Below are 15,192 nucleotides of genomic sequence, written 5' to 3' on the forward strand. Positions count from 1 at the left end.
CCGCCGAGGCCCGGTGTGCGGGCGTCCCGCCCCCGCCCCGCCCGTCGACCGGACACCACCGGTCGGCGGGCGCCTTCGGGGGGCGGGCACTTCCGGAGGGCGCTTCCGGCGAGCACTTCCGCCGGGCGCTTCCCACGGACGTTTCCGGCGAACCCGGTCGACTTGCCCGTACCGACGCCCCCGCCGCGGACTGTCGGCTTCCGGTTGTCGGCCACCAACCTCCGGATCCGGTGTGATTCTTCGCGCACCCGGGTGCCCGGCGGCGCGCCGGGCGGTGATGATGGGGCGCACCTCGTCGCCCGCACTCTCGGGCGCCCGCGCCCGCGCGCCGGCCGTCCGCCGCCCCAGGGAGGGCCCCTCTTGGCCGCCGACCACATCGCCGACCGCCACCCCGGCCCCGTCGCCGCCCTCGCCGTCGTCGGTGCGGGACCGCGCGGGACGAGCGTGCTGGAGCGGATCTGCGCCTCGGCCGCCGAACTGGCCCCGGGCGCCCGGCTGACCGTTCACGTCGTCGACCCGGCCCCGCCCGGAGCCGGCCAGGTATGGCGCACCGCCCAGTCGCCCGAACTCCTGATGAACACCGTCGCATCCCAGGTCACGCTCTTCACCGACGACAGCGTCGAGTGCGCCGGCCCGATACGCACCGGTCCGAGCCTGTACGCCTGGGAGGGGTGCGAGATCGGACCGGACGACTATCCGGGGCGCGCGCTGTACGGGCGCTACCTGGAGTGGGTCTTCCGCCGTACGGTGCGGACCGCCCCGGAGGAGGTGACCGTCGACGTCCACCGGGCCCGCGCGGTACGGCTGACCGAGGCCCCCGACGGATCGCAGTCGCTCGCCCTGGACGACGGCCGGACCCTGCACGGTCTGGGCGCGGTGATCCTCGCCCAGGGCCATCTGCCCACCCGACCCGGGCCCGAGGAGCAGCGGCTGGCCGCGTACGCCGCCGGACACGGCCTGCGCTATCTGCCGCCCGCCAACCCGGCCGACCTCTCCGCCGACCTGGAGGCGCTGGCCCCCGGCCGCCCGGTGGTCCTGCGCGGTCTCGGCCTCAACTTCTTCGACCACATGGCGCTGCTGACGACGGCCCGCGGCGGCCGGTTCGTCCCCGGCGCGGACGGCCGGCTGAGGTACCTGCCGTCCGGCCGCGAGCCGCGACTGTACGCAGGATCCCGGCGCGGCATTCCGTACCACGCGCGTGGTGACAACGCGAAGGGCGCGCACGGCCGTCACCTGCCGCTGCTCCTGACGCCGGACGTGATCGCCGCCTTCCGCAAGCGTGCGGACTCCGGTGATCTGCCCGACTTCCTGACGGAGGTCTGGCCCCTGGTGGCGAAGGAAGTGGAGACCGTCTACTACGAGGCGCTGCTGGCCCGACGCGGGGTGACGGCCCCCCGGGCCACGCGTCCCGGCGACTCCCACGGCTCCGGCGACCCCACCCCCTCCCGGAAGCGCCCCGAGGGCGCCACACCCTCCCGGTACCGCTTCCGCGAGCGCTTCCTCGGGACCGCGCACCGCAGCGCCGAAGAGGCCGCCGTATTGGACGCGTTCGGCATCGCGCCGGCCGACCGCTGGGACTGGCACCGGATGTCCCGGCCGAACGCGGAGCACGGTTTCGCCGGCCGCGCCGCCTTCCGGGAGTGGCTGCTGGGCCATCTGCGGGAGGACATCGCGCACGCCCGGCAGAACAACGTGTCCGGCCCCGTCAAGGCGGCCCTCGACGTCCTGCGCGATCTGCGCAACGAACTGCGGCAGATCGTCGACCACGGCGGACTGGCCGGCGCCTCCCGGCGCGATCACCTGGACCGCTGGTACACCCCGCTCAACGCCTTCCTGTCCATCGGGCCGCCGCGCCGCCGGATAGCGGAGATGGTGGCGCTCATCGAGGCGGGCGTCCTGGAGGTGGTCGGCCCCAGGATGGCGGTCCGGACGGGCTCCGCCGACGGGCGCGGGCCCGGTTTCACGGCCGCCTCCCCGGACGTCCCCGGGTCGGAGGTGACGGCGACGGCGCTGATCGAGGCCCGGCTGCCGGAGCCCGACCTGCGGCGCACCGGGGACGTGCTGCTGTCCCGGCTGCTGGCCGACGGCGGCTGCCGGCCGCACACCGTGGACGGCTACGAGACCGGCGGCCTGGACGTGACGCCGAGCCCGTACCACCTGGTCGAGGCGGACGGGCGGCCGCATCCGCGGCGGTTCGCGGTCGGGGTGCCGACGGAGGGCGTGCACTGGGTGACCGCCGCGGGGGCGCGCCCCGGGGTGGGTTCGGTGACGCTGGCCGATACGGACGCGGTGGCTCGGGCGGCGCTTCGGTCGGCACTGACCAGCCCGGACACGGCTGGTTCGGACCAAAGGTCACGTTTGACCAAAGGTTGAACTTGCAAGTACTGGTTAGGTGCCCCTAACCTATGCTCCACGGTTCCCATCGTCCCCAGAAACCGTAGGAGCTCCCCACATGTCAGCACCGCTGAACTCGTTCACCCAGAGATCGACGCCGCACGTGCTCGCGCTCTTCCGCGTCGTCGTCGGCCTGCTCTTCGCCTGCCACGGCGCCTCCTCGCTCTTCGGCGTCCTGGGTGGCGCGATGGGCCAGGGCGGCACCGTCCCCACCGGCGCCTGGCCCGGGTGGTACGCCGCCGTGATCCAGCTGGCCGGCGGCCTGCTGGTGCTGCTCGGCCTGGGCACCCGCGCCGCGGCGCTGATCAGCTCCGGTTCGATGGCGTACGCGTACTTCTCCGTCCACCAGGGCAGCGCGCTGTGGCCGATCCAGAACGGCGGTGAGGCGTCGGCGATGTTCTGCTGGGCCTTCCTGCTGATCTTCTTCACCGGCCCCGGCACCTGGGCGCTCGACCGCGTCTTCTTCGGCGACCGCGACCAGGAGCCGGCCCCGGCCGCCCAGGGGGAGCCCTCCGCCGCCTGACGCCCTCCGGGCAACTGCGCCTGCTTCACGGCCCGTACGGCACTTGGCCGTACGGGCCGTGGCGTATCCGGACCCCGTGGGCGGGGGCCGGACATCCCGGCCGAAATGGCCAGGCGTACGCTGTATGGCCGTAAAGCCGCCCCTGCCGCACCGAGCGACGTCGCGGCGGGGTTCGGACCGGGAGAAGGACGTTGTTGGAAAGCCTGGGGTCCCTCAGTGGCACCCCTTGGTTGTACGTGATCGTCAGCCTTTCGATCCTGCTCGATGTGTTCGTCCCGATCCTGCCCAGTGGCGTCCTGGTGATCGCCGCGGCCACTACGGCCGCCGGCACCACGGCCGCGGGCACCACCACCGCCGGCGACGCGGTCGCGATGGCCCCGTCCGTCCACGGGGGCACCCACCTCGCCGAGATCATCTCCCTGGTGGTCTGCGCGGCCACCGCGTCGGTACTGGGCGACATGGTCGCCTACCGGCTCGCCTGGCGCGGCGGTGACCGCTTCGACCGGGCCATCGGCCGCTCCCGCCGCCTCACCGCCGCGCAGGAACGCCTCGGCGCGGCGCTGACCCGCGGCGGTGGCGGTCTCGTCGTGCTGGCCCGCTTCGCCCCGGCCGGACGGTCCGTGGTCAGCCTCGGCGCCGGCGTCGCGCACCGTACGGTCCGCGAGTTCCTGCCCTGGTCCGCACTGGCCGGCCTGGCCTGGGCGGCGTACAGCGTGAGCCTCGGCTACTTCGGCGGCCACTGGCTCGGCACGTCCTGGATGAGCACCGCGCTCTCGGTCGTCGCCCTCTTCGCCGCCGGTTCGGCCGCCGCCTATCTGGTGCGCCGCCCGGAACGCCGCACCGCCCACTGAGACGGAGACGGGGCGGAGGCAGGGCGGAAGCCGGGCGTGAGGCGGGCGCCGGGACCGGCCGGTCGAGGGCCCGCCCGCACCGGCGGAAATCTCCTGGCCCGTTGTCAGACCCTGCTGCGACGATGAAGGACATGAGCAGCAGCGCCAGCGCCGACGACGCACCCGAGCCGTCCACCGCAGCGAGCCCCTCCACCGCGGCCCGGTCCCCCTGGCGCGCCCGCCCGGAAGCCGCCGCGGACATACCGGCCGTCCGCCGGATCAACCTCGCGGCCTTCGAGACGGCCGAAGAGGCCGATCTGGTCGACGCCCTGCGCCGTGACCGGTCGGCCTGGCTGCCCGGACTGTCGTACGTCGCCGACGCACCGGACGGCACCCCCGCCGCCCATGCCCTGCTGACCCGCTGCCATGTCGACGACGTGCCCGCCGTCGCGCTCGCCCCTTGCGCGGTGCTGCCGGCGCACCAGAAGTCCGGTGCGGGCAGTGCCGTGATCCGGGCGCTCCTCGATGCGGCCCGCGCGGCCGGCGAGCGCACCGCCCTCGTGCTCGGCCACCCGCCGTATTACCCACGCTTCGGCTTCGCCCCGGCCGCGAGCCGGTTCGGCATCCTGCCCCCACAGCCCTGGCCGGACGAGGCCTTCCTCGCGCTCTCCCTCGACGGCTCCACACCCCCGCGCGGCACGGTCCGCTACGCCACCCCCTTCGGCATCGACTGACCGAGGCGGCACCCATACGGAAGAGGGCGGTGTCCATGACGGAGTGGAAGAGCGGCACCCACAACGGAGTAGAGTCGAGCGTCACAGCCCGCCCACCGCCCAGCCGCGCATGCGGCGACGCCCTCACCACAGTCGCCCACCGCGGGCAGGGCAGGCACCGCCCGTCGGCGCCCCGGGCCGGGTCCGAACCACACACGCGAGGCACATTTCGGTGAACCAACCGCCGGTCGTCCATTGGACCGAGGCCGACCAGCCCCGTTCCGCCCGTTGGCGCTCCGAGAACGGCTCCCCGCCACCCCGCCGTATCGTCATCGCCGACGACCGGACGCGGGCCAACGACGCCTACAAACTCGCCTGTGAGGGCACCGCCCTGCTGTGGCGCGGCGACTTCCACAACGCCCGCCAGCTGCTGACGGCGATGGCTCACCGCATCGACCGCCGCCCCCGCAAACCGCTGCCCGCCGACCCCACCCAGGCATTCCATGTGCACCGCGCCGCGCAGAACCACCGCGCCCGCATCCTGGGCATGCTGCTGATCCCCCTCGACGCGTCGTACGCCGTCCCGCTCCACCGCGCCCCCGACGTCAACGAGGCCTGCACCAGGGCCTACGGGCCCCCTGCCCCTGAGTCTTCTCTCCTCTCCCTCCGCGAACTCCTCGCCCTGATCGGCGCCAACGAATGGCGCAGGAAGGGCGTGGAGATCCCGGCGCTCGGCGGCGACCGGATCCATCCCCACTACGGCGTCTTCTCCCCCGCCCGCGGCGAGTACGTCGACCTGGTCGCCGAGGCCCCCCTCCCCTCCCAGGACCTGGCGTTCGACATCGGGACCGGCACCGGCGTACTGGCCTCGGTCCTCGCCCGCCGCGGCGTGCGCCGGATCGTGGCCACGGACCAGGACCCCCGCGCGCTGGCCTGCGCCCGCGAGAACACCGAACGGCTGGGCGTGGCCGACCGGGTGGAGGTGACCGAGGCGGACCTGTTCCCGTCCGGCCGCGCCCCACTGATCGTCTGCAACCCCCCATGGGTGCCCGCGAAACCGACGTCTCCCGTGGAGCACGCGGTCTACGACCCCGGCAACCGCATGCTGCACGGCTTCCTCAACGGCCTCGCCGACCACCTCACCGAGGCCGGCGAAGGCTGGCTGATCCTCTCCGACCTGGCGGAACACCTCGGCCTTCGCCCGCGCACCGAACTCCTCGACACCATCGCCCAGGCGGGCCTCACGGTCCTCGGCCGCCTCGACATCGCCCCACGGCACCCCCGCGCCCGCGACACCTCGGACCCGCTCCACGTGGCCCGCATGGCAGAAGTGACCTCCCTCTGGCGCCTCGGCCGCACCGACCACCCCACACCCGCGGAAAGGCCCTGACCCGCAGCGCTCCGGAGCAGGGGCGGCACGCTCGTTGAACCTCACGCACCTCGTGCACCTCGTGCACCTCGTGCACCTCGTGCACCTCGCTGAGGGTTCGTCGCCGCCCGTGCCGCCGCTCCCCTACGGCTGCCGCAACCCCGCACAGGCATTGCGCACATAACGGCGCCAGTCACCCGCATCGTTACGGATCACCGCCGCCAGCCCGCACACGATCATCACCACATCGCCGACCTCGGCGTCCGCGCGCACCGTGCCCTCTTCCTTCCCCCGGGCGAGCAACTGGCCGGCGACCGCCTCGGCCTGCGCCCGCCCCTCCCCCGTCGGCTCGGTGGATCCGAACGCCGCCTCGATGGACGCGGACAGCCCACGTTCCGCGTCGAGCACCTCCCCGATGTGCTCGACGAAGGCGGCCAACCCCTCCACCGCCGTCGCGCCCGCCAGACAGCGGCTGCGCCCGAACTCGACGATCTCGGCCTGCCGTTGCTCCCCCACGGCAGCGATCAGCGCGGCCCGACTGGGGAAATGCCGGTAGACCGTGCCGATGCCCACCCCCGCCGCCCGCGCGACCTCCGGCATCTGCGCCTCGTCACCGCGCGCACGGAACACCTCCCGCGCGGCTTCCAGAACACGGGCACGGTTGCGTTCGGCATCGACCCGCGGCCTGCGCTGAGACGCAGAAGAGCCTGAAGAGGAATGGGCGGCGTGGGAGGAGCGGGAGGACGACGGGGACGAGGAGGACGACGGGGGCGAGGGGGGCGACGGGGACGAGGAAGCCGAAGAGGACGAAGACGGTGCCACACGCCGATGCTACTGCTAGGGTCGCAATACGGAATCGGATTCCGGTTCCTCTTCCTTCACTGAAAGGACCAGCGCCCCCATGCCCCACTCCACGCCGCACCCCACGACTCAGCCCACGCCGGATCCCACGCCCGATCCCACGCCGGATCCCGCACCCGCCGCCTCGCCCCTCTCCCCCTCCACCTCAGCCACTCCCCCCACCTCAGCCACTCCCTCCCCGGCCCGCTTCCTCGTCCTCCGGTCCGGCGAACGACGGCCAGGGCGCGTCCCCCTACCGCCCGGCCTCGCCGTCAAGGCCCGCACCAGCGACACCGAGGGTCGCCTCGCCATCCTGGAGAACCAGCTCCATGTGGACATCCCGCCGCACATCCACCACCACGCCGATGAGTTCGTCTACGTACTGGAGGGCGAGATGGAGGTCGACTTCAACGGGGCCACCCACCGCCTGACCCCCGGCATGTGCGTCCTGCTGCCGCACGGCGTACCGCACGCGCTCCGCAACGCCTCCCAGCCACCCGCCCGCTGCCTGCAGATCTCCTCGCCGGGCGGCTGGGACGCGTTCATGGAGGACATGTTCGAGGCCGGGCCGGTCACCATGAAGGACGGCCACCCCGACCTCGACCGCCTCAATGCCCTCGGCGCGCCATACGGCATGGAGTACCGGACCCGAAACCAGAACGGCCGGCAGCACCAGACCTGATATCGGACGGCCACCAGACCTGACGGCCCCGCCCAGTGGGGCGCTGCCCCCGCCCCACCCTCCCCTCAGGCACCATGGGCGCACCATGGACCTCCAGCGCCTCCTCGCCCGCGCCCGTCGGCTCGCCGGTTCCGCACGCCCCACCGAGCGCCGGCTGCTCGGCATCACCGGCCCACCCGGTGCCGGTAAGTCCACTCTCGCCGCCCACGTGGTCGCCGGGCTGGCCGGCCAGGCCGCACTGGTCCCGATGGACGGTTTCCACCTCGCCGAGGCGGAGTTGCGCCGCCTCGGCCGTACGGACCGCAAGGGCGCACCCGACACCTTCGACCCGGCCGGCTACGCGGCACTGCTGAGCCGCCTGCGCTCCCCCGAGCCGGACACCGCCGTCTACGCCCCCGCCTTCGACCGCCGCATCGAGGAACCGGTCGCGGGCAGCATCCCCGTAGCACCCCACATCCCCCTCATCGTCACCGAGGGCAACTACCTCCTCCTCGACTCGGGCCCCTGGTCGCGGGTGCGCGCCCTGCTCGACGAGGTCTGGTACGTGGAACTGGACACCCAGGAACGGATCCGTCGACTGATCGACCGTCACGAGCGCTTCGGCCGCCCCCGCGCCGACGCCGAGCGCTTCGTCCACGCCTCGGACGAGGCCAACGCCCGCGTAGTGGCGACGACCCGCCACCGCGCCGACCTGGTCCTCACCTTCGCCCCCGACGAAGCCCCACCCCCACAGGCCGACTGACGCCGCCGCCCAGCAGGCCGAGCACCGACAACGCGCCCCACCCCACGGACACCGCCACCGCCTTCCGCCTCCGGTCGCGGTCCGGCAGCGTCATACCGAGCAGCACGGCGTCCCCGAGGTCCGCCGCGATCCGGACATACGCGGCGGTACGCAGCGCCGGACCCTCGGGCGCCAGGGCCAGTGCCAGCCCACTCGCCGCATCCCGCCAGGCCAGCGGTCGCAACGAGATCCGGGTCGCCGACGCGACCCTCCCCTCCTCGTCGACCAGCCCCGAAGGCCGAGCCAACAGATCAGGGACCACCGACACCGCCACTCCATAGACGGCGGTCGCCACCCCCACCCCCCTCAACAGCCTCACCCTCACCAGCCCACTCCTCCCTGTCATTCCTTCCCTTCCTGCCACAAGCCTCTCCAACTCACTCCAACTCCCTACAAGCCCCCTCCATCCGACCCTCTCCACACCCCTTCCCAAAAGACATCACCGATGTCATCATGACATCATGAGTGTCATTGAGGGGGGTCGGCGCGACGCCGACGACGCCGGACGGGCGACACCCACCGAAGAATTGCTGTACGGCGTCATCCGCCGCCTGTGGCCACTGCACCGCACGGTCGTCCGCGCGGTGGAGCGCGAGCTCACAGGCACGGGCCTGACCGCCGGCGAACACGCCCTGCTGGACGCACTACGCACCGAAGGCCCGCGCACGGTGCCGCAGTTGGCGCGCACCATGGGGCTCGACAGACAGCCGGTCCAGCGCTGGGTGAACCACGCCGCGGAGCTGGGCCTGGTCGTCACGGCCCCCAACCCCGCGCACCGCCGCTCGTCCCTGATCGAGCTCACCACCGAGGGCACGGAAGTAATACGCGGCATCCAGGACTTCGAGGCCACGGAATTGCGGCAGCGCCTGGCCGATCTGCCCGCCGCAGACGTACGCACCGCACTGCACGTACTCGACCGCATCGGCGAGGAATTCCGGCACCTGGCATCCGACTCATCCGCCTCCGCAACGGAATCCGCCGCTCAAGGCACCCCAGACCGTCATGAAAGTCCCGGCATACCCGAGACGGGTGATATCAAGGAGGATCCGGACACCCCGAGCGGCCGCCACACCAGGCAACAACCCGGCCGCAAGCGCTCCCCCGGACGATGACAACAACCTCGCCACCGCCGCCCGTACCACCGCTCTCCCCGCCGCCGAAGCCCCCGCCCCCCTCCCCCGTAAAGGACGGTCGTGACATGCCCCAGACCATCACCGACTGGTCCGAGATCGACAACGGGATCGTGCCGATCGAGGACGGCGAGCTGTTCTACGAGACGGCCGGCTCGGGCCCCGCGGTGGTGCTGCTGCACGGCGGCATGCTCGACCAGCACATGTGGGACGAGCAGTTCAGCTGGCTGGTGAACTCCGGCCTGCGCGCGATCCGCTACGACTCCCGGGGCCACGGCCTGTCGTCCACGGTCACCGGGGACTACGCCAACCACGACGACCTGATCACCCTGCTCGACGCCCTCGACGTCCCCCGCGCCGTACTCGTCGGCCTCTCCCACGGCTCACGGGTCGCACTGGACACCGCCATAGCCCACCCCGACCGGGTCGCGGCCCTCGCGCTCGCCTCCCCGGGGATCAGCGGCCGCGCCTTCACCGACCCCTTCGTCCTGGAGCACATCAAGGAGCAGGTGGCCGCGATCGACGCACCGGACGGCGCGGAGCGCTATGTCGAGCACTTCCTCCGGATGTGGGTGGACGGCCCCCACCGGCAACCCGCCGCCGTCCACCCGGGGTTCCGCGAGCGGATGCGCGCCTCGGCCGAGGCCAATGTCATCGTCCATGCCGACGGCGCAGGCGCCGGCATTCCCCTCGAGGTCGGGGCCGCCGATCGCCTGGGCGAGATCCAGGCCCCCACGATCGTCCTCGACGGCGACCTGGACAGCACCGACATCTCCGCCAACGCCCACGCCATAGCGCTGACCGTCCCCGGCGCCCGAAGAATCCGCATACCGGCCGCCGGCCACATGGTGAACCTGGAGAACACCCCGCTCTTTGACCAGGAACTCCACACCTTCCTCTCGGCCTTGGACTACTCCCGCTTGGGCTACTAGCCGGGTAAGCCCCCAGAAACAGAGCCCCCAAGCAACCCAGGGGCCCTCCCATACCGACGCCTCACTACGTCGCCGAGCCGGCCGCCGCCCCCGTCACCAGATCCGGCCCCCAACGCTTCAACGCCCCCGCCAGGTCGAGCGGACGCAGCCGGTCCGACTCGTCCGGCCCCGGCCAGTCCTCCCGCGGCACCCGCCACATCACCTCGAACTCATTGCCGTCCGGATCCTTGCCGTACAGCGACTTGGAAACGAGATGATCACTGGCGCCGACCAACGCGCCCCTCTCCACCAGCCGCGCCTCAGCCGCAGCGAGTTCCCCGAGCGTGCCGACCTCCCACGCCAGGTGATACAGCCCAACTCGCCCCGCCTCCGGCCCCGGCGCTCCCTCCCCCACCGCGAACAGCCCCAAATCATGATCATTGAGCGACCCGGGAGCGCCGAGAAACGCCATCCTCCCCGGCACCTCAACATCCACCGCAAGCCCCAGCGCCTCGGTGTAAAACGCCACCGCCCTCGCCACATCCCGCACATACAACACCGCATGGTTAAGCCGCCGCACGGCCATAAACCCCTCCTCCGCTCTCCTCACCACAGCACCCACGCACCACGCCCGGATGCCACCACACCCTCTACTCGCGACCCATCCCAGCCCCCAGCCCCGAGCTATCTACTTGAGACTTCAAGCTTCTCTATCCCGACGATACCCCCCACCCCCACCCCGAACAACAGCGCCCACCCACACCGCCACAACACACAAAAAGCCCCCAACTCGAACGAGTCGGGGGCTACCGACCTCATCACGGTCCGCAGTGGTGGATACGGCAAGATTCGTACCCATTCCTCCGCCGCATGGCTCACGCCGCTGGGCTTGAGCGCTCCGTCAAGATCAACCTCGCACTCGCCCCCCGCCACGCAGGAGGCAATGGCGCACCGAACCCCCGACTCAGCCGCTGTGGCTGACCGGGAGGCTCATAACGGCACCCCGGTCTCCGTGCCGGCGATCGCGCTTGGATTCCGAGCGGGGTGAGATCGTCGGCTTGAGCTGGGCTGACGCCGACCTGGATAGGGAGGGAGATCCGCGCAGGCAAGCGGCACCAGCAGACCCCGGCGGGGAGAGGTGCACGTATGAGGACGGCCCCAAGGGACGACGGCGCCGTCAGTCCCTACCGCTGCCGGTGTCGCTCCGCGCGTGGTGATGGAGATCCTCGGTCACAGACAGATCGCGATCACGATGGACAGGTACACGCACCTCGTGCAGGAGGCGCAGCAGAAGGCCGTGAGACACATGGACCGTCTGCTGAAGCAGCGTCCCGGGACCGGGTGATCAGCGCCGCTGACGTCAAACCGGGATGTCAAAGGCCCCCGCCGTACGGAGCTTGGAAGGCGACAGGGATGGGGCGGGCCGCGGATTTACTCCTCCGGAGCTCGTCTCAAGAACTCGCGTAGCTGGAGGGCTCTCTTCAGGTCCTCCCTGAACACATCGGGTCGTTGCTCGGCCAGGGGCTTGCGGATGTCGACGGCGCGGGTGATGGCGGCCAGGGCATCTTCCCGCCGACCCAGGTCCGCCAGTCGGATGGACTGGTTGTTCAGCGAGGTGGCGAGGGCGGGGAGGAAGGCATCGGGGCGTTGTTCGACCAGGGTCTCGCGGATGTCGACGGCACGAGTGACGGCGGCCAGGGCCTCGTCCAACCGCCCCAGAGCCGCCAGACGGTTCGACTGGTTGTCCAGAGAGGTGGCGAAGGCAGGAAGGAAGGCGCCGGGGCGTTGCTCGACCAGGGTCGTGTGGATGTCGACGGCACGAATGACGGCGGCCAGGGCCTCGTCCAACCGCCCCAGAGCCGCCAGACGGTTCGACTGGTTGTTCAGCGAGCTGGCGAGGGCGGGGAGGAAAGCGCCGGGGCGTTGCTCGACCAGGGTCTCGCGGATGTCGACGGCACGGGTGACGGCGGCCAGGGCCTCTTCCCGCCGACCCAGAGCCGCCAGACGGACGGACTGGTTGTTCAGCGAGCCGGCGAGGGCAGGAAGGAAGGCGTCGGGGCGTTGCTCGGCCAGGGGCTTGTGGATGTCGACGGCGCGGGTGATGGCGACCAGGGCCTCTTCCCGCCGGCCCAGAGCCGCCAGACGGTTCGACTGGTTGTTCAGCGAAGTGGCGAGGTCGGGGAGGAAGGCGTCGGGGCGTTGCTCGGCCAGGGTTTGGTAGGTCTCGGCGGCGCGGGTGATGGCGGTCAGGGCCTCTTCCAACCGCCCCAGGTCCGCCAAACGGTTCGACTGGTTGTTCAGCGAGCTGGCGAGGTCGGGGAGGAAGGCGTCGGGGCGTTGCTCGGCCAGGGTCTTGCGGATGTCAACGGCGCGGGTGATGGCGACCAGGGCCTCTTCCCGCCGACCCAGAGCCGCCAGACGGTTCGACTGGTTGTTCAGCGATCCGGCGAGGGCAGGGAGGAAGGCGTCGGGGCGTTGCTTGGCCAGGGTCCGGTGGATGCCGACGGCGCGGGTGACGGCGGTCAGCGCCTCTTCCAGCAGCCCCAGAGCCGCCAGTCGGATGGACTGGTTGTTCAGCGAGCCGGCGAGGTCGGGGAGACAGGCGGCGTCGGAGCCTTGCTCGACCACAGTCTTGCGGATGTCGACGGCGCGGGTGATGGCGGCCAGCGCCTCTTCCAGCAGCCCCAGAGCCGCCAGATGGTTCGACTGGTTGTTCAGCGAAGTGGCGAGGTCGGGGAGGAAGGCGTCGGAACGTTGCTCGACCAGGGTCCGGTGGATGTCGACGGCGCGGGTGATGGCGGCCAGCGCCTCTTCCCGCCGACCCAGAGCCGCCAGACGGTTCGACTGGTTGTTCAGCGAGGTGGCGAGGCCAGGCAGGTCGGGATCTTGTGTGTCGTGGTGTTCCACCAAGGCCGTGCAGAGGGCGACGGCCCACTCGTTGAGCGCGAGGGTGGAGTCCGGTAGCTGGTCACTGAGCTGGTGCAGCAGAGCGACGTCGTGCGTCGTGCGGGTCAGGTGTGTCAGGGCGGTGATCAGTGGTGCGGGGTAGGCAGTACGTGTTGCGGTGGTCAGGGCGGCCGGTCCCAGCACTGTCGGGGTGGTGGCGATGGCAGCGCACAGGATGTTCCTGGTGGTGTCGTGATGATGAGGGTGCTGGGCGGTGCGGGCCAGGACCGTCAGGGCATGGGCGGCGTGGGTGTCGGAAAGGACGGTCAGGACGCGCGTGAACAGGGCCGGTTCACGGCCTATCTGGGTACCGAGGTGGTACTCGGCGATCCGGTCGGGCTGGAGGCTGCCCCATACGGAGCCTGCTTGGCTGGGGTAAAGATCGGCAAGCCATGTCGCCAGCGCGCCACGGACAGCAGTCGCGCCGTCGTCAGCCAGACCAGGAAGCAGGGCCAGAAGCATGCGGGCGTGGTCACGGTCCGTCGCGGGGGCAAGGCAGGCCAGGGCGACGGCGAGCGCACGGGTTTCGCTTCCGCTGCGCTCCCCGGTCAGCCCCCGCTCCGGGCTGTTGGCGGTCTCGTCCCAGTACTTCTGCTCATGCCCCAGGAGCCGGCCCTCCAGCGAGGCTGCCTGACTGCCGGTGGGCTGTGGGATACCGGTGGCATCCAACAGCGCAAGCAGAGCGGCCATCTGCACCGTCAAGGGAGTGTCGAACTCGGATCCGGTCAAGGCGGGGGCGGGCAGTGCACCCGGTGCGATGAGAGCAGGCAGGAGGGCTGCCCAATCGGTTCCGGGAGAAACCCGGCGCAGCCGGGTGCTGAAGTCACGCAGGGCCTGCCGGTAGGCAGTGGCGCGGTCGTGAAGGGTGTGGTGCAGGGCGGGGACCGGCGTGACGGTGGCGGCGGCCAGAGCCTGGCTGTGGGGCTGTGCGCTGGCCCGGGTCCACCAGTCGCCGGCGGCGCGGGCCAGAGCCAAAACGCGCACGGGGCCCGTGGTCTGGTCGTGGTCGACCGCCTCAAGCAGGGCGTGAAGCTGCGGGGTGCGGGTCTCGGCGTAGTCGACGACGACCAGTAGCGGCCGTCGCACCTGGGACAGGGAATCCAGCGGCGTCCGGGTATCGGTGGTCAGGCGGATCGCGGTCCAGCCCTGGCCGGTCATGCGCAGGGCGAGTTCGGCGGCCAGCCTGGTCTTACCGGCACCGCCCGCCCCTGTCAGCAGCCGTGCCTGGACAGGGCTCTCGCCCCACGACCAGATCCCGGCCGCCGCCCCGGCGGGAGCGTCGGGCTGTGCTTGGTTCGGGGTGGGCTGGCACCAGCGGGTCAGGTCCTTCAGCAGGTCCTCACGTCCCATGAAGGACACCACGGCCTGCTCCGGGCGCAGCAAATCAGCCGGGGAACGCGGCGGCCGGGGGCTGGCGGTGCGGTCGATGACGTGCTGCAAGTCCGCAGGCTCCAGCAGCATCGCCCGGCCGGTGTGCTCCTCGACCAGCTCCCGTACCACCGGATCGGAAGCCAGCACATAGGCGGGCACCGCCTCCAGTTGGGTGTGGCTGTGGCCGGGTGGGTCTCCGGCCACCACCCCTGTCAGCAGCGGTGGCATCCCCGGTGTGCTGCCGCACCACAACGCGGCCCCGGACATCCCGCCCCACGGTGAACCGCCGTCGACAGCTTCGGCCCCCATGTCCCCGGCCAGGACGTACCGGTCACGATCCCGGCCGCTGAGAGGCAAGACCCGCCCGTCACGCTGCACACAGGACACCGCATCCCCGCCGGCCTTCCCCACGACTGGGTAGCCCAGTGCCTGGGCCGGGCAGGCCTGCATCGTCACCATCCGCCCCCACCGCACCGCTGGCAAGGGCCTGTCCGACAGCTCCTCCCCGGCCAGCAGCAGCGCCGCGTCCCATCCCTGCGGGCCGTCCTCGAACCGGTCCCACACCACCCGGCACCGCACCCGCCCAGGCCGCCCGGGCAGTTGCACCGACACCTGTGCACGGTCCTTGAGCACGTGCGCCGCGGTCAGCACCAGCCGCCCGCCCAGCACATACCCCGACCCCTGGGCACCACCAGAGCGCAC

The 15,192-nt window shown here is 71.7% G+C and carries 13 protein-coding genes and 1 pseudogene; 10 read left to right on the forward strand and 4 right to left on the reverse strand.

All coding sequences use genetic code 11. The annotated features are described in order from the left end of the window. Positions 1–360 precede the first annotated feature (360 nt). From V2J85_RS21275 to V2J85_RS21295, 5 genes are all read left to right on the forward strand, one after another. Positions 361–2,373 (forward strand): FAD/NAD(P)-binding protein, encoded by a 2,013-nt coding sequence (locus tag V2J85_RS21275; RefSeq protein WP_330822462.1) that lies wholly within the window; start codon positions 361–363, stop codon positions 2,371–2,373. Between the two features lie 79 nt (positions 2,374–2,452). Beyond that, on the forward strand, positions 2,453–2,917 hold the full coding sequence (locus V2J85_RS21280) for a DoxX family protein (RefSeq protein ID WP_261951776.1): 465 nt from the start codon (positions 2,453–2,455) through the stop codon (positions 2,915–2,917). A 191-nt stretch (positions 2,918–3,108) separates the two neighbouring features. Next, positions 3,109–3,768: a DedA family protein gene (locus tag V2J85_RS21285; protein WP_261951775.1), complete on the forward strand. Its 660-nt coding sequence runs from the start codon at positions 3,109–3,111 to the stop codon at positions 3,766–3,768. A gap of 131 nt (positions 3,769–3,899) precedes the next feature. After that, positions 3,900–4,481 (forward strand): GNAT family N-acetyltransferase, encoded by a 582-nt coding sequence (locus tag V2J85_RS21290; RefSeq protein WP_261951774.1) that lies wholly within the window; start codon positions 3,900–3,902, stop codon positions 4,479–4,481. A 211-nt stretch (positions 4,482–4,692) separates the two neighbouring features. Next, positions 4,693–5,850: a class I SAM-dependent methyltransferase gene (locus tag V2J85_RS21295; RefSeq protein ID WP_330822463.1), complete on the forward strand. Its 1,158-nt coding sequence runs from the start codon at positions 4,693–4,695 to the stop codon at positions 5,848–5,850. 123 nt (positions 5,851–5,973) lie between these two features. On the opposite strand, the gene V2J85_RS21300 is transcribed toward V2J85_RS21295, so the two are convergent. Next, positions 5,974–6,651: a TetR/AcrR family transcriptional regulator gene (locus tag V2J85_RS21300; protein ID WP_261951772.1), complete on the reverse strand. Its 678-nt coding sequence runs from the start codon at positions 6,649–6,651 to the stop codon at positions 5,974–5,976. 79 nt (positions 6,652–6,730) lie between these two features. Here V2J85_RS21300 and V2J85_RS21305 point away from each other — a divergent pair, with 79 nt between their 5' ends. Both V2J85_RS21305 and V2J85_RS21310 read left to right on the forward strand, forming a co-directional pair. Then, positions 6,731–7,351 (forward strand): cupin domain-containing protein, encoded by a 621-nt coding sequence (locus tag V2J85_RS21305; protein WP_330822464.1) that lies wholly within the window; start codon positions 6,731–6,733, stop codon positions 7,349–7,351. 85 nt (positions 7,352–7,436) lie between these two features. Then, entirely contained in the window at positions 7,437–8,093 is a 657-nt protein-coding gene (locus V2J85_RS21310) for a nucleoside/nucleotide kinase family protein (RefSeq protein ID WP_261951770.1), read from the forward strand. Here V2J85_RS21310 and V2J85_RS21315 read toward each other — a convergent pair. After that, positions 8,050–8,457, reverse strand: a complete 408-nt coding sequence (locus V2J85_RS21315) for a hypothetical protein (protein WP_330822465.1) — start codon at positions 8,455–8,457, stop codon at positions 8,050–8,052. The two genes, V2J85_RS21310 and V2J85_RS21315, sit on opposite strands and share 44 nt — an antisense overlap. Positions 8,458–8,593: 136 nt before the next feature. On the opposite strand from V2J85_RS21315, the gene V2J85_RS21320 reads away from it, so the two are divergent. Then, the gene (locus tag V2J85_RS21320) at positions 8,594–9,244 is read left to right on the forward strand and encodes a MarR family winged helix-turn-helix transcriptional regulator (RefSeq protein ID WP_261951768.1); all 651 of its coding nucleotides are present in this window, start codon (positions 8,594–8,596) and stop codon (positions 9,242–9,244) included. A gap of 86 nt (positions 9,245–9,330) precedes the next feature. Next, positions 9,331–10,194 (forward strand): alpha/beta fold hydrolase, encoded by an 864-nt coding sequence (locus V2J85_RS21325; RefSeq protein ID WP_330822466.1) that lies wholly within the window; start codon positions 9,331–9,333, stop codon positions 10,192–10,194. Positions 10,195–10,258: 64 nt separating this feature from the next. Here V2J85_RS21325 and V2J85_RS21330 read toward each other — a convergent pair whose 3' ends face one another. Further along, positions 10,259–10,759: a VOC family protein gene (locus V2J85_RS21330; RefSeq protein WP_330822467.1), complete on the reverse strand. Its 501-nt coding sequence runs from the start codon at positions 10,757–10,759 to the stop codon at positions 10,259–10,261. A gap of 600 nt (positions 10,760–11,359) precedes the next feature. On the opposite strand from V2J85_RS21330, the pseudogene V2J85_RS41395 reads away from it, so the two are divergent. After that, positions 11,360–11,518 (forward strand): annotated as a pseudogene (locus tag V2J85_RS41395) (site-specific integrase); the annotation flags it as partial. An 86-nt stretch (positions 11,519–11,604) separates the two neighbouring features. Here V2J85_RS41395 and V2J85_RS21335 read toward each other — a convergent pair. Beyond that, positions 11,605–15,159, reverse strand: coding sequence for a tetratricopeptide repeat protein (locus tag V2J85_RS21335; protein ID WP_330822468.1), 3,555 nt, complete (start codon positions 15,157–15,159; stop codon positions 11,605–11,607). Positions 15,160–15,192 lie beyond the last annotated feature (33 nt).

Origin of the sequence: Streptomyces bugieae (genome assembly GCF_036352915.1) — a bacterium.
GTDB classification, from domain to species: domain Bacteria; phylum Actinomycetota; class Actinomycetes; order Streptomycetales; family Streptomycetaceae; genus Streptomyces; species Streptomyces endophytica.

Coding starts and splice junctions, on each gene's coding strand:
- V2J85_RS21280 (WP_261951776.1), top strand. CDS start 2,453: ATGTCAGCACCGCTGAACTCGTTCACCCAGAGATCGACGCCGCACGTG.
- V2J85_RS21290 (WP_261951774.1), top strand. CDS start 3,900: ATGAGCAGCAGCGCCAGCGCCGACGACGCACCCGAGCCGTCCACCGCA.
- V2J85_RS21305 (WP_330822464.1), top strand. CDS start 6,731: ATGCCCCACTCCACGCCGCACCCCACGACTCAGCCCACGCCGGATCCC.
- V2J85_RS21310 (WP_261951770.1), top strand. CDS start 7,437: ATGGACCTCCAGCGCCTCCTCGCCCGCGCCCGTCGGCTCGCCGGTTCC.
- V2J85_RS21320 (WP_261951768.1), top strand. CDS start 8,594: ATGAGTGTCATTGAGGGGGGTCGGCGCGACGCCGACGACGCCGGACGG.
- V2J85_RS21325 (WP_330822466.1), top strand. CDS start 9,331: ATGCCCCAGACCATCACCGACTGGTCCGAGATCGACAACGGGATCGTG.
- V2J85_RS21330 (WP_330822467.1), bottom strand. CDS start 10,759: ATGGCCGTGCGGCGGCTTAACCATGCGGTGTTGTATGTGCGGGATGTG.